Annotated in this window: 23 protein-coding genes; 6 read left to right on the top strand and 17 right to left on the bottom strand. The window is 54.9% G+C overall.

Annotation, left to right across the window (positions count from 1 at the left end):
- Positions 1-23 precede the first annotated feature (23 nt).
- Complete coding sequence (metK, locus tag ACJJIV_RS11755) at positions 24-1,244, bottom strand: methionine adenosyltransferase (protein ID WP_252083816.1); 1,221 nt, start codon at positions 1,242-1,244, stop codon at positions 24-26.
- A gap of 69 nt (positions 1,245-1,313) precedes the next feature.
- Positions 1,314-2,270, bottom strand: coding sequence for a metalloregulator ArsR/SmtB family transcription factor (locus ACJJIV_RS11750; RefSeq protein ID WP_444889066.1), 957 nt, complete (start codon positions 2,268-2,270; stop codon positions 1,314-1,316).
- A 255-nt stretch (positions 2,271-2,525) separates the two neighbouring features.
- Here ACJJIV_RS11750 and tkt point away from each other — a divergent pair, with 255 nt between their 5' ends.
- Together tkt and gap are read left to right on the top strand one after the other, a co-directional pair.
- Positions 2,526-4,526: a transketolase gene (tkt, locus tag ACJJIV_RS11745; protein ID WP_444889065.1), complete on the top strand. Its 2,001-nt coding sequence runs from the start codon at positions 2,526-2,528 to the stop codon at positions 4,524-4,526.
- Between the two features lie 89 nt (positions 4,527-4,615).
- On the top strand, positions 4,616-5,641 hold the full coding sequence (gene gap / locus ACJJIV_RS11740) for a type I glyceraldehyde-3-phosphate dehydrogenase (protein WP_444889064.1): 1,026 nt from the start codon (positions 4,616-4,618) through the stop codon (positions 5,639-5,641).
- A gap of 256 nt (positions 5,642-5,897) precedes the next feature.
- Here the strand turns inward: gap and ACJJIV_RS11735 are convergent, their stop codons facing one another.
- The gene (locus tag ACJJIV_RS11735) at positions 5,898-7,034 is read right to left on the bottom strand and encodes an aminopeptidase (RefSeq protein WP_444889063.1); all 1,137 of its coding nucleotides are present in this window, start codon (positions 7,032-7,034) and stop codon (positions 5,898-5,900) included.
- Positions 7,035-7,111: 77 nt separating this feature from the next.
- On the opposite strand from ACJJIV_RS11735, the gene ACJJIV_RS11730 reads away from it, so the two are divergent.
- Both ACJJIV_RS11730 and ACJJIV_RS11725 read left to right on the top strand, forming a co-directional pair.
- Complete coding sequence (locus ACJJIV_RS11730) at positions 7,112-7,345, top strand: hypothetical protein (RefSeq protein WP_152455765.1); 234 nt, start codon at positions 7,112-7,114, stop codon at positions 7,343-7,345.
- 271 nt (positions 7,346-7,616) lie between these two features.
- Complete coding sequence (locus ACJJIV_RS11725; RefSeq protein ID WP_444889062.1) at positions 7,617-7,811, top strand: DUF3149 domain-containing protein; 195 nt, start codon at positions 7,617-7,619, stop codon at positions 7,809-7,811.
- Positions 7,812-8,197: 386 nt separating this feature from the next.
- On the opposite strand, the gene tatC is transcribed toward ACJJIV_RS11725, so the two are convergent.
- The 8 genes from tatC to ubiE form a co-directional block, all read right to left on the bottom strand.
- A complete protein-coding gene (gene tatC, locus ACJJIV_RS11720) occupies positions 8,198-8,953 on the bottom strand; it encodes a twin-arginine translocase subunit TatC (RefSeq protein ID WP_252083825.1) in 756 nt (251 codons plus the stop codon).
- A complete protein-coding gene (tatB, locus tag ACJJIV_RS11715; RefSeq protein ID WP_444889061.1) occupies positions 8,950-9,498 on the bottom strand; it encodes a Sec-independent protein translocase protein TatB in 549 nt (182 codons plus the stop codon). Before tatB ends, tatC begins: the two co-directional genes overlap by 4 nt.
- A gap of 29 nt (positions 9,499-9,527) precedes the next feature.
- The gene (tatA, locus tag ACJJIV_RS11710) at positions 9,528-9,791 is read right to left on the bottom strand and encodes a twin-arginine translocase TatA/TatE family subunit (RefSeq protein WP_252083828.1); all 264 of its coding nucleotides are present in this window, start codon (positions 9,789-9,791) and stop codon (positions 9,528-9,530) included.
- A gap of 111 nt (positions 9,792-9,902) precedes the next feature.
- Positions 9,903-10,241 (bottom strand): phosphoribosyl-ATP diphosphatase, encoded by a 339-nt coding sequence (locus tag ACJJIV_RS11705; RefSeq protein ID WP_252083830.1) that lies wholly within the window; start codon positions 10,239-10,241, stop codon positions 9,903-9,905.
- Between the two features lie 8 nt (positions 10,242-10,249).
- Positions 10,250-10,663 (bottom strand): phosphoribosyl-AMP cyclohydrolase, encoded by a 414-nt coding sequence (gene hisI, locus ACJJIV_RS11700; RefSeq protein ID WP_444887548.1) that lies wholly within the window; start codon positions 10,661-10,663, stop codon positions 10,250-10,252.
- Positions 10,664-10,718: 55 nt separating this feature from the next.
- Entirely contained in the window at positions 10,719-12,329 is a 1,611-nt protein-coding gene (gene ubiB, locus ACJJIV_RS11695) for a ubiquinone biosynthesis regulatory protein kinase UbiB (protein ID WP_444889060.1), read from the bottom strand.
- Between the two features lie 2 nt (positions 12,330-12,331).
- A complete protein-coding gene (locus tag ACJJIV_RS11690; protein WP_444883169.1) occupies positions 12,332-12,961 on the bottom strand; it encodes a ubiquinone biosynthesis accessory factor UbiJ in 630 nt (209 codons plus the stop codon).
- A 53-nt stretch (positions 12,962-13,014) separates the two neighbouring features.
- The gene (gene ubiE, locus ACJJIV_RS11685) at positions 13,015-13,764 is read right to left on the bottom strand and encodes a bifunctional demethylmenaquinone methyltransferase/2-methoxy-6-polyprenyl-1,4-benzoquinol methylase UbiE (protein WP_252083834.1); all 750 of its coding nucleotides are present in this window, start codon (positions 13,762-13,764) and stop codon (positions 13,015-13,017) included.
- Between the two features lie 138 nt (positions 13,765-13,902).
- Between ubiE and ACJJIV_RS11680 the strand changes: the two genes are divergently transcribed.
- Complete coding sequence (locus ACJJIV_RS11680; RefSeq protein WP_444889059.1) at positions 13,903-14,715, top strand: CHAD domain-containing protein; 813 nt, start codon at positions 13,903-13,905, stop codon at positions 14,713-14,715.
- A gap of 86 nt (positions 14,716-14,801) precedes the next feature.
- Here ACJJIV_RS11680 and ACJJIV_RS11675 read toward each other — a convergent pair whose 3' ends face one another.
- The 5 genes from ACJJIV_RS11675 to hslV form a co-directional block, all read right to left on the bottom strand.
- Positions 14,802-16,433 carry an alkaline phosphatase gene (locus ACJJIV_RS11675; protein ID WP_444889058.1) on the bottom strand — a complete coding sequence of 544 codons (1,632 nt, stop codon included), beginning with the start codon at positions 16,431-16,433 and terminating at the stop codon, positions 14,802-14,804.
- A 15-nt stretch (positions 16,434-16,448) separates the two neighbouring features.
- The gene (locus ACJJIV_RS11670) at positions 16,449-17,984 is read right to left on the bottom strand and encodes an alkaline phosphatase (RefSeq protein WP_444889057.1); all 1,536 of its coding nucleotides are present in this window, start codon (positions 17,982-17,984) and stop codon (positions 16,449-16,451) included.
- Positions 17,985-18,228: 244 nt separating this feature from the next.
- Positions 18,229-18,603, bottom strand: a complete 375-nt coding sequence (locus ACJJIV_RS11665; RefSeq protein WP_444889056.1) for a gamma-butyrobetaine hydroxylase family protein — start codon at positions 18,601-18,603, stop codon at positions 18,229-18,231.
- The gene (gene hslU, locus ACJJIV_RS11660; RefSeq protein WP_444883174.1) at positions 18,604-19,920 is read right to left on the bottom strand and encodes an ATP-dependent protease ATPase subunit HslU; all 1,317 of its coding nucleotides are present in this window, start codon (positions 19,918-19,920) and stop codon (positions 18,604-18,606) included.
- Between the two features lie 76 nt (positions 19,921-19,996).
- Positions 19,997-20,536, bottom strand: coding sequence for an ATP-dependent protease subunit HslV (hslV, locus tag ACJJIV_RS11655; protein WP_252083840.1), 540 nt, complete (start codon positions 20,534-20,536; stop codon positions 19,997-19,999).
- A 166-nt stretch (positions 20,537-20,702) separates the two neighbouring features.
- Between hslV and ACJJIV_RS11650 the strand changes: the two genes are divergently transcribed.
- Positions 20,703-20,951 (top strand): DUF2798 domain-containing protein, encoded by a 249-nt coding sequence (locus ACJJIV_RS11650; RefSeq protein ID WP_444887555.1) that lies wholly within the window; start codon positions 20,703-20,705, stop codon positions 20,949-20,951.
- Between the two features lies 1 nt (position 20,952).
- Here the strand turns inward: ACJJIV_RS11650 and ACJJIV_RS11645 are convergent, their stop codons facing one another.
- The gene (locus ACJJIV_RS11645) at positions 20,953-21,513 is read right to left on the bottom strand and encodes an SPOR domain-containing protein (protein ID WP_252083843.1); all 561 of its coding nucleotides are present in this window, start codon (positions 21,511-21,513) and stop codon (positions 20,953-20,955) included.
- Positions 21,514-21,519: the final 6 nt, after the last annotated feature.

The raw sequence follows: 21,519 nt of genomic DNA, 5'->3' as shown, positions 1-21,519 counted from the left end.
TGGAGCCGCGTTTATCCAGTAGATTACAGGCCCGCCTGCGCACGCAGCGCATCGACCTTGTCAGTCTTCTCCCAAGGGAAGGCGGTGAAAGTTTCACTGCGCGCTTGGCCGTTGCCATCCACCCAGTTATAGGTGTGGGTAAAGGGATCGCGGCCAAAGTGGCCGTAGGCTGCAGTCAGCTGATACATGGGGTGCAGCAGATCGAGGGATTTTGAAATGGCATAGGGGCGCAGATCGAAATTCTCGCGCACCAGCTCCACCAGTTTCTCTTCGGAAACCACGCCTGTGCCAAAGGTATTGATGGCAACCGAGGTAGGCTCGGCAACGCCGATGGCATAGGACACCTGAATTTCACAGCGCTTGGCCAGGCCTGCGGCGACAATATTCTTGGCCACATAGCGACCGGCATAGGCCGCAGAGCGGTCCACTTTGGACGGGTCCTTACCGGAGAAGGCACCGCCGCCATGGCGCGCAGAACCGCCGTAGGTATCCACGATAATTTTGCGCCCGGTCAGGCCACAGTCACCGACGGGGCCGCCAATCACAAAATTACCGGTAGGGTTAATATGGAATTTGGTGTCCTTGTGTAGCCACTCTGTCGGCAGGGTGTGATGTACGATCAACTCCATCACCGCATCGCGCAGGTCGGCTTGGCTCACATCGGGATTGTGCTGAGTGGAGAGCACCACCGCATCGATAGCGCAGGGACGGCCCTGGTCGTCGTAGCGGAAAGTAAGCTGGCTCTTAGCATCCGGGCGCAACCAGGGCAGCAGGCCGGACTTACGCGCCTCAGCCTGACGCTCCACCAAGCGGTGGGAATAATAGATAGGCGCCGGCATAAAAGTCGGTGTTTCATTGGTGGCGTAGCCAAACATCAGGCCCTGGTCGCCAGCACCCTGATCTTCTGGCTTGGCGCGGTCGACACCCTGGGCAATATCCAGGGATTGCTTGCCGATAACGTTGATCACACCACAGGTTTCCCCATCGTAACCCACGTCGGAGGAGGTGTAGCCGATATCGGTAATCACCTTGCGCACCAATTCCTCCAGATCAACCCAGGCGGAGGTGGAGATTTCCCCGGCAATAACCGCGATACCGGTCTTTACCAGAGTTTCACAGGCAACGCGCGCCTGCTTGTCACGAGCCAACAGAGCATCCAATACCGCGTCGGAAATCTGGTCGGCGATTTTATCCGGGTGCCCTTCAGACACGGATTCCGAGGTAAACAGTTTGTATTCACTCATGTGAGAGTCTCCATGTGTTCCGCCGCGGGCGGTTAGCAAAATTCTGGGCCTGACAATCGACTGCAGTTGTCAGGGTTTTACAAATTCTCTGATCTGAATCTGAAAGCCATTGCGCAGCGCACTGTAGACACTGCGGCCGTCCCTTAAACCGGCAGTTTGTGCCCACTGGCTCAGCTGTTCGGGGGCAAATCCCAGCCATAGATCACCGCAGGCTTCCCGCGCCCAGTCCTGACCGTGCTCCTGTAGCTCTGCCACCAGTAACTGACCACCACTTTTCAGCGCGCCTTGTAAGTCCTGGAAAATCTGTGCGGGGTCGGGGGTGTGGTGCAATACCATATTCACCACAATGCTGTCCGCACTGGCTGGGCGTGCCGCTGCAGCACGGGTGTCACCACAGACAAATTCGATATTGGCCAGGCCCTGCTCATCGGCGAATGCCTGGGCGCGCTCCAACATAGCCGAGGACAGATCCAGCGCAGTGACTGTGGCAAAACGCAGGGATAACTCCTGTAGGAACTCCCCCTCGCCGGGCCCCACCTCCAGGGCATGGCGGCCAGAGTTGAGCAGCTGTGCCACCTGCGGGCCATACACGCTGTAACTGGCGATCAACTCCTGCTGCTCGCGAAAGCGATTGCCGTAGTCCGCAAAGAAGCGACGCGAGGCTTCGGCGCGCTCCTCCGAGATACGCGCCACCGATTGAGCCCGCGCGTCTGATAGCGGCAACTGGTCCAGGTTGGCGAACAGCTGAGCGAGCAGCGGTGTGCTGCCTGTGCGCCGGTAAAAAAGGTTGTTACCCTCGCGGCGCTTGCTCACCAACCCCGCTTGGGCAAGCACCTTTAGGTGGTGACTCAGGGCCGGTTGGCGCAGATCAAAAATTCGGCAGAGTTCCAGCACGCTGTAGGAGTCCTGGCTAAGCAGGCGCAAAATCTCCAGGCGCAGGGGATCCCCCGCAGCTTTTAGGGTCGCCGCCAGTTGGGGAATTTCCGCGCCGGTGCCGGATTGAGAAATGGGCTGGATTTCAGACATGCGGATGAGTCTATCAGGCACACCACCCTATATCAAAGAACTTTGATATAGCTTCATAAAATTATTTTGATGTAGGTGCTTATGGCCACCATCTGCACATAAACCTGGGCAATTGTTGCTTCACTTAATAGCAATTTCCCTCCGCAAGCCTTTGCGTGAGACACACCTTTACGGGAAAATACGCCCCCATTTTGTCGCTGCGGGAAGCGCCTGTAGAGCACCCCGCGGCCATCCGAAAATCAGAGAGTTCTTCCTATGTCTTCTACTCCCTCTCGCACAGACAAGGCCAATGCTATTCGCGCCCTGTCTATGGACGCCGTCCAGAAAGCCAACAGCGGCCACCCCGGTGCGCCTATGGGTATGGCGGATATCGCCGAAGTGCTGTGGAATGACTACCTGAAGCACAATCCAGCCAACCCCGAGTGGGCCGACCGCGACCGCTTTGTGCTCTCCAACGGCCACGGCTCCATGCTGCTGTACTCGCTGCTGCACCTGTCCGGTTACGACCTACCGATCGACGAGCTGAAAAATTTCCGCCAGATGCATTCCAAAACCCCGGGCCACCCGGAGTACGGTTATGCGCCGGGCGTAGAAACCACTACCGGCCCTCTCGGCCAGGGTATTACCAATGCCGTTGGTATGGCATTGGCTGAAAAAGTATTGGCGGCACAGTTCAACCGTCCGGGTTACGAGCTGGTCGACCACCACACCTATGTATTTATGGGTGACGGCTGTTTGATGGAAGGTGTTTCCCACGAGGCCTGCTCCCTGGCCGGCACCCTGGGCCTGGGCAAACTGATCGCCTTCTATGACGACAACGGCATTTCCATCGACGGAGAAGTAGAACGCTGGTTTACCGACAACACGCCCAAGCGCTTTGAATCCTATGGCTGGCACGTAATCCCCAATGTGGATGGCCACGACGCCACCGCCATTAAAGCCGCCATCGAAGAGGCCCGCGCCAACAGCGATAAGCCAACCATTATTTGTTGTAAAACCGTGATCGGCTTCGGCTCCCCCAACAAGCAGGGCCGCGAGGAATGCCATGGCGCACCTCTGGGTGACGATGAAATCTCCCTGGTACGCGAAACCCTCGGCTGGGCCCACGCCCCCTTCGAAATCCCCGCGGAGATCTATGCCGACTGGGACGCCAAACCCAAAGGTGAAGCCCAGGAAGACGAGTGGAAAGACATTTTCGCCGACTACCGCGAAGAGTTCCCCGAGCTGGCTGCCGAATTCGAGCGCCGTATGCGCGGCGAACTGCCCGCAGACTTTTTTGCAAAGGCCGATGACTATATTCAGCAGTGCCAGGACGATGCGCAGAAAATCGCCTCGCGCAAGGCGAGCCAGAATGCACTGAACGCCTACGGTCCGCTGCTGCCTGAATTCCTCGGTGGTTCCGCCGACCTGGCCGGCTCCAACCTCACCATCTGGTCCGGCTCCAAGGGCGTCAGCGCAGAAGATGCCTCCGGAAACTACGTCTACTACGGCGTGCGTGAGTTCGGCATGAGCGCCATGATGAATGGCATCGCCCTGCACGGCGGTTTCGTCCCCTATGGCGCCACTTTCCTGATGTTTATGGAATACGCTCGCAACGCCGTGCGCATGGCCGCACTGATGAAGCAGCGCGTGATCTTTGTCTACACCCACGACTCCATCGGCCTTGGTGAAGATGGACCCACTCACCAGCCGGTTGAACAGCTGAGTGCTTTGCGCTCTACCCCCAATCTACACACCTGGCGCCCCTGCGATGCCACCGAATCCGCAGTGAGCTGGAAAATGGCTATCGCACGTAAAAATGGCCCCAGCACCCTGGTGTTCAGCCGTCAGGGCCTGGCGCCGCAACCGCGCAACGCCGCACAGCTGGCCCAGGTAGAGAAGGGCGGCTATGTACTGTCCGACTGCGACGGCACCCCGGAAGCGATCATTATCGCCACCGGCTCAGAAGTGGAACTGGCCATGGCCGCCCAAGAGAAGCTCGCGGGCAAGAAGGTGCGTGTGGTTTCCATGCCCTGCGCCGAGGCCTTTATGGAACAGGACGAGTCCTACCGCGAATCGGTACTGCCCTCCGCCGTGCGCGCACGCGTGGCCGTAGAGGCCAGCCACCAGGATTACTGGTATAAGTTCGTCGGCTTTGACGGCGCCATTATCGGCATGAGCAGCTTCGGTGAGTCCGCCCCCGGCGGCGAGCTGATGCGCCACTTCGGTTTCACCGTGGAAAATGTGGTGGAAACCGTCGAGAAAGTGCTGAACTAATTTCGGCATTTTAGCCGGGCGCCCCTTGCACACAATGTCGCGAGGGGCGTCTCGGCTACGCCTTCAATTCCTATCCGGCATGTACCGCTATGACCACCCGACTCGCCATTAATGGCTATGGCCGTATCGGCCGCTCCGTTCTGCGCGCTCTGTACGAATCCGGCGCTCGCGATACCCTGCAGATTGTCGCCATCAACGAGCTGGCAGACTGCGCGACCATCGGCCACCTTACCAAGTACGATTCGGTACACGGTCGCTTCGCCGGTGATGTCTCAGTGGAAAATGACACACTAACAGTTAATGGCGATTCCATCGCAGTCACGCATTTCGAGCGTTTGGAAGACCTGAATTGGCGCGAGGAAAATGTCGATATCGTGCTTGAGTGCACCGGTAGTTTTAAAGAGCGGCGCTGTGCCGAACTGCACCTGGCCGCAGGGGCAAAGAAAGTTTTATTCTCCCAGCCCGCCAGCCGCGATGTGGATGCCACCATTGTTTATGGGGTTAACGATCACACCCTGAACGGCAATGAAACTATTATTTCTGCCGCTTCCTGCACCACCAATTGCAGCGTGCCGGTAATCGCAGCGCTCGACAAGGCGTTTGGTATAGAAGCGGGCGTGCTGACCACCATCCACTCCGCCATGAACGATCAGCCGGTAAGTGATGCCTATCACCACACAGATTTAAGAAAAACACGCTCCGCCGTTACCTCAATTATTCCCGTCGACACCGCACTCGCCCGCGGCATCGAGCGCATATTGCCGCACTTATTTGGAAAGTTCGAAGCCCAGGCTATGCGCGTACCCACGGTCAATGTCTCCGCTATTGATCTATCGGTTCAATTACAAAAAGACGTAAGTCAAAGTGAAATCAACGCTTTACTAAAATCCACAGCCGCGACCGAGTTTAAAGGCGTACTCGGCTTCACCGAAGAACCCCTCGCCTCCTGCGACTTTAATCACGACCCGCGCTCGGGAATTATTGACGCCAGTCAGACACGGGTTGCCGGCGGAAAATTAGTAAAGATATTGATTTGGTTTGATAATGAGTGGGGGTTTGCGAATCGGATGTTGGATGTGGCCAGAGAATTAACCCAAAAGAATACCTCTCATTAGGGCTAAAAAAGCCATTTACTTCTAGCACTAAAAATACCGATTTTGCGTTAATAGGAAAATCGACACCTAATAAATATCAGTTCCAAGTAAAGAGCTCATCAACTTAGCATGCTCTGGATAAGGATAAGAAAGGCAGAAAATCCTTACCGCCCTAACTTGTTGATAGTGATAGGATCAGGTTTGACCCTTCTTATGGTTAGAAAAATTCCCAATAAAAACCCTTTACCAAGAAAGGGTCGTCTAAGAAATTTTTATATTAATCATGTAAAATGCAACTCATTTCATCTAGCCCTCCTTGCTTTATCTCTGAGTTTGACCGGCGATATTCATCCCCCAACTGGCGTAAACGTTCTTCGCGATTAACTTTACCTAAATCTCCCAACCTTTGCGCAGCATTATAAAAAGCCTCCCAACTACCACTATCCAAATAAAGCTGCTTAAAGGCAGGCACCTGGGATTCATATTCGGCGGCTAGAGCCAGGGTGGCATTATTCGTTTTTTCTATGTAGCTCTGGTAGCGAGTTGGATTGGGCCAGTTTGCAGATAGCTTTCTATAGCATTGCCGTAATCGGGATAAAACCCGGGCTTTTTGTTCGCGCTTTAAATCATCTGGCTGTGAAGATTGATAGACTGTTTGTAATTGGCTGCGTGCGGCTGCCATCAATTGACGCACAGACAAGGTTTCTGAGCGGGCTTGAGCTGCGGAGCTGACCAGGCCCTGACTGCTGAGCCAGCCGGGTAGGGCAATTTCTGAGACGGCGGTGGCAAAGCTCTCGTTGAACTGGGTATCACCGGAGATATAAACCCTTCTATGGGCCAGCTCATGAAATAAAAGACCGGCTAGGCGTTCTTGAGGCCAATTAACAAAACTGGATAATATTGGGTCGTTAAACCAACCGAGGGTGCTGTAAGCGGGCACTGCGCCCAGATATACATCATAGCCCTGTCCTCGCAGCTGATTCGCTTTTGCCTCTGCCGCAGACTTGCGAAAATAACCACGGTAGCTGGCGCAGCCGGCGATAGGATAACACCAGCGCTTAGGCTCAAGGGAAAACTCCGGCGCTGCTAGGACATTCCAAATCGGGTAGGTGTCGTCTAGCTGTACATAAGCGCTATAGGCATCACCTACCGGCAGTTGCAAAACTTCAGCTGCATAGGCACGAATCTGCAATACCAGTTGTAGCTGCTGTTGTAATTGCTCACTGGTACCCGGTTCATTAATGACTTTTTCTATCGGCTGACGCCCAGACAAAATACGCCACTGGCCTGCAGCTGCTTGGGCGTAATAACCGACGGTTTCACAGCCCGCCAAATACAGTGGGATGATAAGCAGCCATAAGCGCAAATTAAGCCATTTTTTTGGCAGGCCCGTGATAAGCAATCTGCTATACACTTCCTTTCCTATTGTCATTTTAATGTGATCTGGCCAGGGCCTTTTCTTTCCCTTCAATAGCCTCTAAGGGTTATAGCATGATGCCAGTTAGCGCGGTTCTGACAGTATTTGCCCTGGCTTTTGCCGCCATTGCATGGCTGCGATTAGTGAAAGTGTGCTTTGACGACAGCACCATAGCCGGATTCCTCGCTCTTTTTATACCTCCCTTGGCACTTATGCTGCTTCTCCCTCGCTGGCGCCAGGAGCAGGAGTTATATCTTTTATGGGGCGCAGCACTTGCCTGCCTGCTATTAAGTTTTGTGCTGCACTGATGAAAAAATTCCCCTATGCTCTAAAGCGCATATATGAACCTAGATAACTCTATCAAGTAAAATACTGGTCAGTCGCAGTACTGCACCTTCTCCTTTAGGAAAAGTAGCCCCCTAAGAACACCTGCACTTGGTATCAGCTTATATACGCCCAGCTAAAGACCACCGATCCTTCTCTTCTTCAGTAACTCAAGCCCAGTTGATTTAGGTCAAGAGGTTTGTAGCACTACTCCATACACTGCATAACTGAAGCATTGGCGTACTGGAGAGAAAGATGGATGCCTTAATTGATCTATTTACCAGCTTTTCCGGCTTGCTCAGTCTGGCCGTAATCGGGTTTATATTCCTGATGGCATACTATTTTTATCGACTGGTTAGCAACAATGTGGAAAAAGCAGTAGCGGAGCAGGAAAAGAAAGAGCGCGCTGCAGCCACCCGTGTCAATAAAGCAGCGGCTGCATCTCGCTAATACCTGGGGTCTCAGGGTAGTACCATTGCCGCATATTTTTTTTGCGGCGCAGGCGGTTATTTTAAGAAACAGGAGTTTCTGATCTTAATCGCTAATTTCCTCAGCTGACCGTTTGGTTTTTGTTGCGATGGGGGCTTGCCAGTAGTGGCGCAAAAAACCAATATCGTTTGGCTTTTTATTGCATGGAACGCAGACTGTCTATCCACAACCAGCTCTGTTTGAGAGCACAGTGTTGGATTTTGGTTAGGGCAGGTAAAACAACAGGGCGACTGCCCCGGCTGCGAAAGCAGTCGGGGCATTTTATTGCGCAAGCAAAATGTTGATTTGAAAAACTACTTCAAGCCGTTTAACTGATGGCGGAAATGTAATTTTTAAAAATCCGCAAATCAAGACTGCTCGGCTTGCTCTTTCGACCGGCGCGATGTAATCCAGCGACCAAACAAGATTCCCACCTCAAACAGCAACCACATGGGTACGGCCAGTAGGGATTGAGAGATAACATCCGGTGGGGTGAGCAACATACCGATCAGGAAGCAGCCTACAATCACATAGGGACGTTTACTCCCCAGGGTTTTGGCATCCACTGCGCCACTCCAAATCAATAACACCGTGGCGATAGGGATCTCGAAAGCGAAGCCGAAGGCAAAAAACAACTTCAATACTAAATCCAGATAGCTGCGCATATCCGGCATAACTTTGATATCTGCGTGAGCCGAGCCAACAAAGAAATCAAATAAAATAGGAAATACTACAAAATAGGCAAAGGCCACACCGGCGTAAAACAAAAACACGCTGGTGACCAAGATTGGAATCGCAATACGCTTTTCATTTTTATAAAGACCAGGGGCTATAAAAGCCCAGGCCTGATAGAGCACAAAGGGAATGGCGATGAAAAACGATACAATAAAGGTGGTCTTAAATGGCGTAAGAAAGGTGGAGGTCACCTCTGTGGCAATCATGCCTGCATCGCCGACCAAACGCTCCTGTAGCGGATTGGCAATAAAATTGTAGATATCCGAGGCAAAGGGTACTAGGCAGGCGAACAAAACCACTACAACCAGTAAAGTGCGCAGCAGCCGATCCCGCAGCTCGATCAGGTGATCGATAAAGGGCTGATGGCTGTCTTGTGATTGATCGCTCATGGTTGCTTGTCTTTTTCCTGTTGCGACTCTTTTTCTAGGTCTTTAGGCGTATTTTCCGGGTGCTCCGGATTCAGTTCGGGATCACCTAAATCGTGCCAGTGCTCCGGGTATTCCGGGTCCTGCAACTCTTCAACGGTTTCATCCTGCTCCGGTAAATAGTCTTCTTTTTCCGCGCGCGGGTGATCGGGCTCCTGGGGCACTTTGGCTGGAGCTTTTTCCTTAGGTTTGGCCGACTCGCTGGGCTGGGGCTCCTCCTGCTGCTGCAGGGATTCATTCACCTCGCGGTTAGCCTCACTAAAGGTACGCTCCATTTCCCGGCGACTCTCCTCGATCTCCTTGAGGATGCGCTCATTGTGCAGTTCTCGGCGGATATCGTCGGCACCGACTTCCCGTTCCAGTTCCTCACGCGCACCTTGCAAGGTTCGCTTCAGGCCAGACCACCAGCGCGCTGTCGTGCGGATGGCATCGGGCAGGCGCTCCGGGCCCACCACAAGCAGTGCCACTACCGCGACCAGTAGTAGTTCAAAAAAGCCAATATCAAACACGGGGCATTACTCGCGTTAACAGTGCCGAATTATTTGTCCTGGGACTGCTTGTCTTTTTCTTTCGAGGTGCTGCCCTGTTGCGGCTTTTCTTCCTCATCGTGCTGAAGACGCTCAGGGTCTTTGTCTTTATCTTTGTCCTCATCCTTATCATCGTCCTTCACCGCTTTGCGGAATCCTTTCAGTGCACCGCCCAGATCACCACCGAGGTTTTTCAAGCGCTTGGTTCCGAAAAGCAGCAGGACAATGACCAAGATAATCAACAGCTGCCAGATGCTAATTCCACCGAATCCCATAATTGTCTCCATGTCATTTAATACGGCAGCCGATTTGCATTGCCATTGGCCACCATGGGTAAAACCACAAATTATCAGAGGACTGTTACGCCAGTCCTTCCAACTGAATTCTTATCCCTCTTTACTGCGGGATGCCTTTTCCTCCAGGCCAGAGAGGCCAAAACGCCGGCCCAGCTCACGCACTACATCCTGGGAGTCCGCTCCCAGGTGCGAAAGCATCACTAATGAGTGAAACCAGAGATCCGCCGTCTCGGCGATCATATCCCGGTTGTCACCACTGGCCTGCGCATCTTTGGCGGCAAGAATTGTTTCGGTGGCTTCTTCGCCCACCTTTTCCAGTATTTTGTTGAGCCCCTTCCTATGCAGGCTAGCCACATAGGATTTATCGGCATCCTCTGCGCACTTGCGGCTCTCTAGTACCGCATCGAGTTGTTGCAGCAGATCACTCATTTCCGGGCTCACTTGTAGATGGCTTTGGGGTCTTGCAATACCGGTTGGCTAACGCGCCATTCACCGTCCTGCAAGAGGTTGTAAAAACAGCTGCTACGGCCCGTATGGCAAGCAATTCCGCCCTCTTGCTCAACCATTAACAGCACGGTGTCACCGTCACAGTCGAGGCGAATCTCGCGTATTTTCTGTAGGAAGCCGGATGACTCCCCTTTGCGCCACAGGCCCTTGCGCGAACGCGACCAGTAGACCGCATAGCCCTCGCTAGCGGTCAGTGCCAGAGACTCGCGATTCATCCACGCCATCATCAGCACGCGACCGCTTTTAAAATCCTGGGCAATGGCGGGTACCAGGCCATCGCTGTTCCAGCTGACCTGATCAATAAAGCCGCTTGCTGGCACAGCTTGAGTCAATGTCTCTTCCATCAGAATTCCAAGTGTAGGCCGGCGCGACGCCGGCAAAATACTGCCGCCAGTGTCATTAGGGCCAGAGCAGTAAAATCAGGGCTGCGATGCCCAATACCCAACCAGAGGGTGGCAACTGCTCCAGCCACTGCGGCCGGCTTAAGGCCAGGGCGCCTACAGCGAGCAGTACACCGCCAAGCCGGCGCAAATACTGCCAGCGCCCACGGCGCTGACTGCTCGCCAGTTTTTCACCGATATTTTCCAGTTGTGGCGCCAATTCCCGCGACTGCTCAAGGGCTGAATAGACCAATTGCGGCATCTGTGGAAACTTCTCCAGCCACTCGGGACCGTAGCGCTTGATCTCGCCCACCAGTGTTTTGGGGTGGATGCGTTCACGCATCCAACGCTCCAAAAATGGATGAGCAGTCTTCCACAGATCCAATTCCGGATAAAGCTGGCGTCCCAAACCCTCGATATTCAACAGGGTCTTCTGCAATAACACCAGTTGTGGCTGCACCGCCATATCGAAGCGTCGCGCAGTCTGGAACAGGCTGATCAATACCCGCGCAAAGGAAATCTCCCCCAGCGGCTTCTCAAAGATCGGCTCGCACACGGCGCGAATTGCCGCCTCGAAGGCGTTTACAGGGGTATCCGCACGAACCCAGCCACTCTGTACGTGCAGCTCCGCCACCATGCGGTAATCGCGCCGGAACATGGCGAGCAGGTTGCGCGCCAGGTAGTACTGATCTTCTCGCGACAAGCTGCCGACAATGGCGGTGTCGATGGCGATATACTGCGGACGCTGCGGGTGTTCCCGGGAGACAAAAATATTGCCCGGGTGCATATCCGCGTGGAAAAAGTTGTATTCAAAAACCTGCTTGAAGAAGATCTCCACACCGCGCTCGGCCAACAGCGGCATATTGGTATCCTGCTCGCGCAGCTGCGCTAAATCAGTGACAGGAATACCATTGATACGCTCCAGCACCAGCACGTTTTCGCGGGTGTAATCCCAGTAAACTTGGGGGATATATAGCAGTGGGGAATCAGTGAAATTACGCCGCAACTGGGTGCCGTTGGCCGCCTCGCGGGTTAAATCCAACTCGCCCTCGATGGTATGACGGTAGTCTTCCACCACTTCCACCGGGCGCAGACGCCGGCCCTCTGGCACGAAGCGTTCGATAGCCCGGGCAATCACCCGCAACAGGCGCAAATCTTCCTGGATCACTTCGCCGATGCCCGGGCGCAGCACCTTGACCACGACTGACTCGCCGCTGTTAAGCACGGCGGCGTGAACCTGTGCCACCGAAGCTGCCGCTAAGGGCTCGTGCTCAAAACTGGCAAAGACTTCATCGACACTAGCGCCAAGGGCTTCCTCAATCAGTGCGCGACACTGATCACTGGGGAAGGGCGGTACTTTGTCCTGTAGGTAGTCGAGCTGCTCAACCACATCCGGCGGCAGCAAATCCGGGCGGGTGGAGAGCAGCTGGCCGAATTTCACAAAGATAGGTCCCAGCTCTTCCAGGGCGCGACGCAGTCGCTCGCCGCGCTCCATCTTTGGTTGCGGCAATAGTTTGAGTGGGGCCAGTAATCCGCGCAGCCACAGGGGACGGCGTTCGGCTGGTAATAACAGATCTAAGCGATGGCGCAGGAAAACCCGCGCGATAGTAAAAGTACGGGATATAGGCAAGACTACTCGGCCTCCCCGCGGGAAAACTGTTCCTGCAGCAGGCGCACCCGCGCCTCCAGGCGCTCGGTGGCCAGGGACAACTCGGCGAGGTCATCCGCGAAAGCTTCAAATTGTGCCTGTGGTGGCGTCAACTGCCATTCCTCACTGATCGTCTCTGCGGCCGCAACCGGCGCGCGACTAAGGCTGGCACTTAACCAGCTACTAGCACTGCGCAGCACATTGCCGATAGAGTGGGCGGGAATATCGCCAAACACTTGCGCAAGTGGCGCCTCCCAATCGATATCCAGATCGCTCATGATCCACTGCAACTCCGCCAGTAGGGCACTGGAGCCGCTGATAGAGACACCCAGTGCCGCAGGCGTGGCATCGGGGTCCTTTAGTAATCGCACCAGGGAAATAGCCGAGCCGCTGATGGTGGTCGTTACATCTCCCTCCCAGTGCTGGCGCACGCGCACCTGATCGCCCTCAATACATAGGCAGCATTGCAACTTTGGAGCCGTCAGGTCGAGCGCCATGGTTTTGCCGTCCAACTCCTGCAGGCGTGCTCGGGTCGCGGGATCGTATTGCAAGGCAGTATTAATAGCGGTTTCCAGCGCGGCGTCAAAACCCGCGCGATAGGTGGGATCGCTCATGGTGGTTATTGGCCTCGTGCCATCACTTGGGGGTCAATCACGACGGGCACCTCTCAGGGTTTGATACCACGGTGCAACGCCACAATGCCACCGGTCATATTGTGAAATTCACAATCGACAAATCCAGCATCCACCATCATCTGCTTGAGCGTTTCCTGATCCGGATGCATGCGGATGCTCTCCGCCAAGTAGCGGTAACTCTCCGCGTCGTTGGCCACCAATTTCCCCATAAATGGCAGCAGGCGGAACGAGTAGTGATCGTAGACTTTTTCCAGCAGTTTCGATTCCGGCTTGGAGAACTCCAGTACCAGTAAACGCCCACCGGGTTTCAGTACCCGCAACATGGAGCGCAGCGCCAAGTCTTTATCGGTGACATTGCGCAGACCAAAAGCGATGGTAATACAGTCGAAGGTGTTGTCCGGAAAGGGAAGGTACTGGGCGTCCGCCTGTACCGGCACTACGTTGCCGGCAATGCCACGATCGAGCAGGCGGTCGCGGCCGACCCTGAGCATCGATTCATTAATATCTGCCAACACCACCTGACCGCTGGCGCCCACAATACGCGAGAAACGCGCGGTGAGATCACCGGTGCCCCCGGCGATATCCAGAATTTTCTGTCCCGGCCGCGCACCGGACAATTCGATGGTGAAACGCTTCCAGAGGCGGTGAATACCCCCGGACATCAAGTCGTTCATTACGTCGTAACGCGCCGCCACTGAGTGGAACACTTCCGCCACACGACCGGCCTTTTCCTCCACCGGGACCTCTTGGTAGCCGAAGTGGGTGGTCTTGCGATCCTTCATGCTGTGCTGCCTGCTGAGCCAAATTCAGTGCGCCATTGTACATCGACCAAGCCGGCGGAACAGTGCCCATGATTCGCCCAGTGGCAACTCACTAAAATTAAATCACACGAGAGAAAATACTGAGTCCAGGGCCAATTCATGGATTACCGACTCGACAGCGACATGCCCGCTGCACTGAGTCTGCGCACTGCGGCTCACGCAGAAATACGCGCCGCTTGTGATAATGCCCGGCTTCTGCCAGGTGAACATGCCGTTCATGAGCTACGTAAACACTGCAAGAAACTGCGTGCTCTACTGCGACTGATTTTTCCGAAAGAAAATTCACTCTTCCAACTCGAGAACGATCGCTACCGGAAATTAGCGCGATCCCTATCGGCGGGCCGCGATCTGGTCTCCATTCGCACCGCGCTACTTACCCTAGCTCCCCCCAACCACTTTGAAAAAATGCATAGAGTGCTGCACCAATTACAGCGGTCGCTGCGAGATGAGGAGAGCCTTATTCGGGTCGAAGGGTTACTGCATGAGGCACAAAAGAGTATTGAGTGTTGGCCCCTGCAAAATATTGATTGGAGAGATATCGACGTAGGATATTTACGCGGCTACCAGCGCGCGCGCAAAGCCTGGCTGGAGGCACGAGAAGGAGACAACGCCCATAAACTGCACCAATTGCGCAAAAGGGTAAAAGATCACTGGTACCACAGCCGCCTACTCAGAGAGAGGCACCCCCAATCTGTAGCGCTGCGCTGTGAACCGCTCAAACAACTCGCGCAATTACTAGGGGACTGGCGTGATCTATACCTACTGTGTCGCTTTGCCATCACGGTCGGAGAGCCATTGGGGAAAGAGTTAATCAAGCTATTGGAGATGGGGGACTGGCACAAGATGCGACTGCGCAGGAAAATAGAAGACGGTTGCGCCATTTTCTTTGCCCACAAAACACTTGTGATCTAAGTGATGCTGGCACAGAGGGCGCTGAAACTACTCACCAAAAAACTAAAAAGGCGCAGGAGGGTTTCCCGCGCCTTAAGCTCGCCAACTTATTTGGCGCTCTGCTCCAGCAGGCCGCCGGCGCGGGCCATCACATGGAACAGATAGTTCTGCTCATTGGTGCCGCTTACTAGGTGCGCACCGGGTCCTCGGGCCCAGACACCTACATCTTCACCGCCGTGGGTCTCCCCGGAAAGAGGAACAAGAACTTCCTGGTGGAAACCAGGAGCGGTGGTGTCCACATCGGTAAGATCCTGACGCCCTTGAACAATATCGTCATAGTAGCGGTCATCAGCATCGGTATTGTCGCCGTAATGTGCAAAACCGCGACCATTGGCATAGTTCAGGGTTGTGTAAGACAAGCCGGTTTTATCCAGCTTGGGCATCTCTTCAGCCACACCGGTCTTGTCATTTTTAACTACCTTACCGAGGATTGGGTTGCCACGGGTAGTCCCACCGGCAATGGTCATCACGTGACTGTGATCCGCGGTAACAACGATTAGGGTATCTTCGGCACTGGTGTTCTCTAGGGCTACCTGCACGGCTTTGGCAAACTCTTCCGCATCGCTGAGGGCATTGTAGGCATTGTTGGCGTGATGACCGTGGTCGATACGACCGGACTCCACCATCAGAAAGTAACCCTTATCGTTTTGCTGGAGCATCTCGATGCCCTTGGCAGTCATCTCACTCAGGGAAGGCTCGCCGCCAACATCGTTGCCACGATCGGCCTCATAGCGCATATGAGAGGAGTTAAATAACGCCAATAGCTTATCGGTGTTAGTCACATCCAGCTGGTCAAACCCGGCTTTGTCTTCCATATACTGCGCGGTGGTTACGCCATCGTTATAACGAGTTTTCCACGCTTCAATCAGATTGCGCCCATCGGTGCGCTTACCAGTCTTGCCTTCCGCATCGGTGAAGTCCGCTGGCAGGAAGTTGCGGCGTCCGCCGCCCATTACAACGTCGATACCATCACCGGCCTCCACTTCAACCAGGTGGGTGGCGATATCGCGACAGCCGTCCGGAGCAGTGTATTCCCACTCGCGCTCAGGCACCTTGGCATAAGTCGCTGCGGGCGTGGCGTGGGTGATACGCGCGGTGCTGATGATACCGGTGCTTTTCCCCAGTTCCTCGGCCAGCTCCAGGGAGGTGGTCAGGGGACGTTCGAGGCTGGCAGCGCAGTCACCGCGGGCGACATCTTCGGCCACACTCAGAATACCGGCCTTGGTTTTCACACCAGTAACCAAGGCAGTCATGGTGCCAGCGGAGTCCGGGGTCTGCTGGTTAGTGTTGTAAGTTTTTACCAAGCCGGCAAAGGGCATTTTTTCGAAGCTCAGCTGGTATTCCTCGCCGTCGAGGCCCAGTTTTTGGCCGGCGAAGATACGCGCGGCGGTGACGGTGGAGATACCCATGCCATCGCCCACAAACAGAATAATGTTTTTCGCGGCACCGGGCGTATTGTTGATTTTCTCTGCGCTCGCCGCAGCTACCGCTTTCTGGCCATCTTCGAACCAGCTGCTTTCACTTTGGGTTGAGGAAAGGCCTAAGTAATTCTGCTGCTGCGGTGTTTCAGTAGCATCCGGCACTTCGGCAACATTGTTGGAGCTGGAGTTATCGTCGCTACAGGCACTGGCCAGTACGGCAACGGAGAAGGCCAGCAGGGTCTTTTTAAACTGTTTCATGGTCAATACCCCCAATTATTCTTCTGACAGCGACAGGTCGGTCGCGGCAGTCATTATGTGGAAAACCGCATTCTGTTCCAGATGTCCCTGCACTTTTTCAGCACCGGCGCCGATCGCGTGCAGACTGATATCCTCACCGCCGTGACTTTCGCCCCCCAGGGCAACCAGGGATTCCTGATGGAAGCCAGGCATCTCGGTATCCACATGCGTCAAATCATGACGACCGGCGGCGATATCGTAGTCATCGCGCTTGTCTGCATCAGTTTCAGTACCCAAATCGGCAAAGCCACGGCCATTGGTGTAGGTCAAGGTGGTGTAAGGCTTATTGTCCTCGGCCAGGGAGACGGCCTGATTCGGCGCGCCGCTGTCATCGTTGCCGATCACCTTGCCCAGGATAGGGTTACCCCTGGTGGGATAGCCCGCCATATTCATTACGTGGCTGTGGTCAGCAGTCACCAGGATCAGGGTTTCTTCCAGATTCACTTTTTGTAGCGCTGCCTTGACCGCGTCAGATAACTCGATCGCTTCATTCAGTGCGTTATAGGCATTGCCGGAATGGTGAGCGTGATCGACTCGGCCGGATTCCACCATCAGGAAGAAGCCGTCTTCATCTTTTTGCAGCATATCGATAGCGGTGGTGGTCATCTCGACAATACTGGGCTCTTCGCTGTTCTTGGCGATGCGGTCAGCATCGTAGCTCATGTGATCTTCGGTAAAGAGACCCAACAGCTTATCCGTTTTGGCGATATCCACTGCCGACAGTTCAAAACCATTTTCGACGTAAACCGCATTCTGCTCACCGTCATAGCGCAGCAGCCATTCACCCGTTAGATTGCGCTCGTCTTCACGCAGACCACCCTCGGCCACCGGTGTAAAGTAGTTGCGGCCACCACCGAGCATGACTTCCATGCCATCGCCGATGTTCATTTCCACCATTTGTGTAGCGATATCGGTACAGCCCTCATCGGCCGCGTGTTCCCACTTGCGGCTGGCGCTATGGGCATAAGTGGCTGCCGGAGTGGCGTGGGTGAGACGTGCGGTAGAGACAATGCCGGTAGCCTTGCCGCGGCTTTCCATCATCTCGAGGAAGCTGTTCAAACCCAACTCCTTACTCGCAGCACAATCAGCCACCAGGCCCTTGCCATCCACATTGATCATACCAGCGCGAGTTTTTACCCCGGTCATCATGGCGGTCATGGTGCCGGCGGAGTCGGGGGTCTGCTGGTTAGTGTTGTAGGTTTTGATCAGGGCACTGTGAGGAAACTCCTCAAAAGAAAGGCTGTTCTCTTCACCGGGTTCACCGCGACGCTGGCCCTCGAAGATACGGGCTGCGGTCAGGGTGGAAATCCCCATGCCATCGCCAACAAATAGGATGACGTTTTTGGCAGTTTTGGCTTCACGGGAAAGAGAAACGCGTTCTTCCAGGCGATCGGACGCCTCGGTAAACCATTCACTCTTGGTTTGGTAATCGGGCAGGCTCGCGGCGGAAACCGCGGAAGCGAGAGGAATCAAACAAAAGGCGCTGAGTGCGCGGGCAAGTTTTTTTGCCACGGTGGGCCTCCGGAACTCGTGAATTTGGCGAGCATTAGAGTCCGGAAATATGACAAAAGAATTACGCGCCGATTAACATCTCGTTTTCTTTGTCATAAAGATATGTACGCTTGTTACAACTACAAAAAGACAGCCACACAATTATTACAGTATCGCGAAATAATGCGGGAAATTATTGTTTTTCCTCGCTTTTTAATACTTTGGGAGGGAAGGAAAGTGCGCCACTGAAGGGCGCACTTGGCAACTAACCGATAAATTTCACCACACTTTCATCCGGGTCTCGCCCCTTGCCCGCCGCGCGCAAGCGCTCCAGGTAGGCCTCCCAATTGATGGTGTATTTTTCGGCCAGTTCACGCAGATATTCCCAGGTGTAAATGCCGGTGTCATGGCCGTCATCGAAATCGATTTTCAGACCATAACGACCGGCGGCTTCGACCCTGTCGATACCCACATGGATTTTTCCATCCACCAGCAGGGCAGGGCTATTGCCATGGCCGCGCACCTCGGCGCTGGGGGAGTAGACACGCAGATACTCTGCCGGCAGGTTGAACTCGCCATCGGCAAACAGCAACTGCAGAGTTTTCTCTGCGCGATTTAATCGTATTTTTTGCGGTTTCATTTACAGGATAAAACGCGAAAGGTCCTCGTTTTGGCTCAGCTCACCCAGGTGGCTGTCCACATAAGTCGCATCCACTTTGAGAGACTTGTCGCCGTCGCCGGCATCGAAGGAAACCTCCTCCAGCAGGCGCTCCAGCACCGTGTGCAAACGGCGTGCGCCGATATTCTCTGTGCGTTCATTCACTTCGTAAGCCACTTCAGCGATACGGCGAATGCCGTCTTCGGTAAATTGCAGTTCCAGACCCTCTGTCGCCAGCAAAGCCTTCTGCTGTTCGGTCAGAGACGCGGAGGGTTCGGTGAGAATACGCTCAAAGTCCGCGGAAGTCAGCGAGCTCAGCTCCACGCGAATTGGCATACGCCCCTGCAACTCGGGAATCAGGTCCGAGGGCTTGGACAGGTGGAAGGCACCGGAGGCGATAAACAGAATATGGTCTGTCTTGATCATGCCGTACTTGGTGTTGACGGTGCTGCCTTCGATCAGTGGCAACAGGTCGCGCTGCACCCCCTCACGGGAGACATCGGCACCGCCGCTCTCCTGGCGCTTGGCCACCTTGTCGATCTCATCGATAAAAACGATACCGTTTTGTTCGGCAGCGCGAATCGCACGGGTTTTGATATCTTCATCGTTCACCAGCTTGGCGGCTTCCTCATCGGTAAGCTGTTTCAACGCCTGCTTGACTGGCAGCTTGCGCTTGCGAGTCTTGCCCTGGGACATATTCGAGAACATGCCCTGCAGCTGGTTGGTCATTTCCTCCATCCCAGGAGGGGCCATAATCTCCACACCCATAGGCGCGGCGGCCATATCAATTTCCACTTCCTTACTGTCCAAGTCGCCCTCGCGCAGCTTCTTGCGGAACAGCTGGCGGGTGCTGGAATCCTTGTCGTTGGGCTCAGCCGAACGCGCAGGTGGCAGCAGGGCGTCGAGAATGCGTTCCTCGGCCGCATCCATAGCGCGCTGTTGGACGCCAGCCATGGCCAGTTCGCGCTCCTGCTTCACTGCCATCTCGACAAGATCACGCACGATAGATTCTACATCGCGGCCAACATAGCCCACTTCGGTGAACTTAGTCGCTTCGACCTTAATGAAAGGCGCATTGGCAAGCTTTGCCAGACGGCGTGCGATTTCGGTTTTGCCCACACCGGTGGGGCCGATCATCAGGATATTTTTCGGGGTAATTTCGGCACGAAGATCCTCACTCACCTGCATACGACGCCAGCGGTTGCGCAGCGCAATCGCTACCGCGCGTTTGGCATCCTGCTGGCCAACGATGTGGCGATCGAGTTCATGGACGATTTCACGGGGGGTCATCTGGGACATACAAATTCCTGCAAAACGGTTGTGCGGGCCAGGTTGCAGCCCGCTGGACTCAGGCGCTTTTTTTGAGAGCGCCCGGTCAGTAAGTCAATTCTTCGATAGTGTTGTTGTGGTTGGTGTAGACGCAGATATCACCGGCAATTTTCAAGCCCTGCTCAACGATCGAGCGCGCGTCCATATCGGTATTGTCGAGCAGCGCGCGCGCCGCCGACTGGGCAAAGGGGCCGCCGGAACCGATAGCAATCAGGTCATCTTCCGGCTGAATCACATCGCCGTTGCCGGTCACAATCAAACTAGCGCTGTCATCTGCCACCGCTAAAAGAGCTTCCAGGCGACGCAGGGCGCGGTCTGTGCGCCAGTCTTTGGCCAGCTCCACCGCAGCACGGGTCAGCTGGCCACCGTGGGCTTCCAGCTTGGCTTCAAAACGCTCAAACAGGGTGAAGGCATCGGCGGTGCCACCGGCAAAACCGGCGATAACCTTATCTTTGTAAAGTCGGCGCACCTTGCGGGCATTGCCTTTCATAATGGTGTTGCCCAGAGACACCTGGCCGTCGCCGCCAATCACAACTTTGCCGTTGCGGCGACAGGATAAAATGGTGGTTCCGCGATACTGTTCCAATGGAGACCTCTCGGATTACGCGTGTACTGTGGCTGTGCAAGGCCTGTTGCCTTACACGCCGGGAAAATTAGTCAGATTAGATAAGTGAGGACGGGACGCACCGATTTCAATAAGAGAAGGGCCAATTGCTATACTGAGAACCCGTCATCCATTGCGGATTCGCCTCTTGGCTCTGCTTCCCTCCCGCTACTTCAAGCCGCTTTTCACTCTGGTTATGACCTGCGTGATGTCGGGAGTAATCTCTGGGGCGATTACCTACTCCCACCAGGGATTCAGCGAAGGATTTCTGCCGATATGGGGCCGGGCCTGGTTACTGGCCTGGATAATTTCACTGGGATTACCGCCACTGATCAGACCGGTAATAAAAAGTCTGCTGGGCAAACTGGCGGCGCCAGACGAGGAATCCAGCAGTTGATTTAATTTGCAGGTCGCTTCAATACCAGCGGCATCAGGCGATGTTCTGCCAGAACCTGGCGGGCTTTGGCCATGCGCGAGCGGTTGTCAAAGGGGCCAACCAAGACCCGATGCCAAGTGCCGCGGCTATCACTGGCAGACTCCACTTTGACATCCAGATTGGCCAGGGTGAGCTGGGCGCGCAGGCGCTCGGCTTCCGCCGCCTCGCGGAAGGAGGCGGCCTGCAAGATATAAACCTGCGCTTTGACCTTATCAGCAGCCCCTTGTTTATTGGAGGAAGACTCCCCACGAATGGCGGGCTTGGCCACCTTGGGTGGCGGTACCGAAACTTCGTTTTCCTTGAGCATGGTATAGAAATCAAAGCGCGGTTCGGACGGCGCCTGCGCCGTCGGTTTGGTTGCTGGAGCTCTGTCACCAGCGGCACCTTTGCCATTGCCGGCCACACCGAACTGCAGCAGCAAGAACACCGCAAAGCCACCCACGGCATTGCCCAGTACAAACCACACCCATGCGGGTTTGCCCGAGGCACTTTTGCTGCGGCGTTTCGTGTTGCGACGGCTCATGGTGGA

This window comes from Microbulbifer mixtoriginis (SeqCode), assembly GCF_052466765.1.
Note: the sequence above shows the minus strand (reverse complement) of the source record. Positions and strands in the feature narration are given on the sequence as shown.

Coding starts and splice junctions, on each gene's coding strand:
- ACJJIV_RS11705 (WP_252083830.1), bottom strand. CDS start 10,241: ATGAGTGATCTGCTGCAACAACTCGATGCGGTACTAGAGAGCCGCAAG.
- tkt (WP_444889065.1), top strand. CDS start 2,526: ATGTCTTCTACTCCCTCTCGCACAGACAAGGCCAATGCTATTCGCGCC.
- ACJJIV_RS11690 (WP_444883169.1), bottom strand. CDS start 12,961: ATGAGCGATCCCACCTATCGCGCGGGTTTTGACGCCGCGCTGGAAACC.
- hslU (WP_444883174.1), bottom strand. CDS start 19,920: ATGTCCCAGATGACCCCCCGTGAAATCGTCCATGAACTCGATCGCCAC.
- gap (WP_444889064.1), top strand. CDS start 4,616: ATGACCACCCGACTCGCCATTAATGGCTATGGCCGTATCGGCCGCTCC.
- metK (WP_252083816.1), bottom strand. CDS start 1,244: ATGAGTGAATACAAACTGTTTACCTCGGAATCCGTGTCTGAAGGGCAC.
- ACJJIV_RS11725 (WP_444889062.1), top strand. CDS start 7,617: ATGGATGCCTTAATTGATCTATTTACCAGCTTTTCCGGCTTGCTCAGT.
- ACJJIV_RS11750 (WP_444889066.1), bottom strand. CDS start 2,270: ATGTCTGAAATCCAGCCCATTTCTCAATCCGGCACCGGCGCGGAAATT.
- ubiE (WP_252083834.1), bottom strand. CDS start 13,764: ATGAAGGATCGCAAGACCACCCACTTCGGCTACCAAGAGGTCCCGGTG.
- hisI (WP_444887548.1), bottom strand. CDS start 10,663: ATGGAAGAGACATTGACTCAAGCTGTGCCAGCAAGCGGCTTTATTGAT.
- tatC (WP_252083825.1), bottom strand. CDS start 8,953: ATGAGCGATCAATCACAAGACAGCCATCAGCCCTTTATCGATCACCTG.
- ACJJIV_RS11730 (WP_152455765.1), top strand. CDS start 7,112: ATGATGCCAGTTAGCGCGGTTCTGACAGTATTTGCCCTGGCTTTTGCC.
- ACJJIV_RS11645 (WP_252083843.1), bottom strand. CDS start 21,513: ATGAGCCGTCGCAACACGAAACGCCGCAGCAAAAGTGCCTCGGGCAAA.
- ACJJIV_RS11665 (WP_444889056.1), bottom strand. CDS start 18,603: ATGAAACCGCAAAAAATACGATTAAATCGCGCAGAGAAAACTCTGCAG.
- ACJJIV_RS11680 (WP_444889059.1), top strand. CDS start 13,903: ATGGATTACCGACTCGACAGCGACATGCCCGCTGCACTGAGTCTGCGC.
- tatA (WP_252083828.1), bottom strand. CDS start 9,791: ATGGGATTCGGTGGAATTAGCATCTGGCAGCTGTTGATTATCTTGGTC.
- ACJJIV_RS11675 (WP_444889058.1), bottom strand. CDS start 16,433: ATGAAACAGTTTAAAAAGACCCTGCTGGCCTTCTCCGTTGCCGTACTG.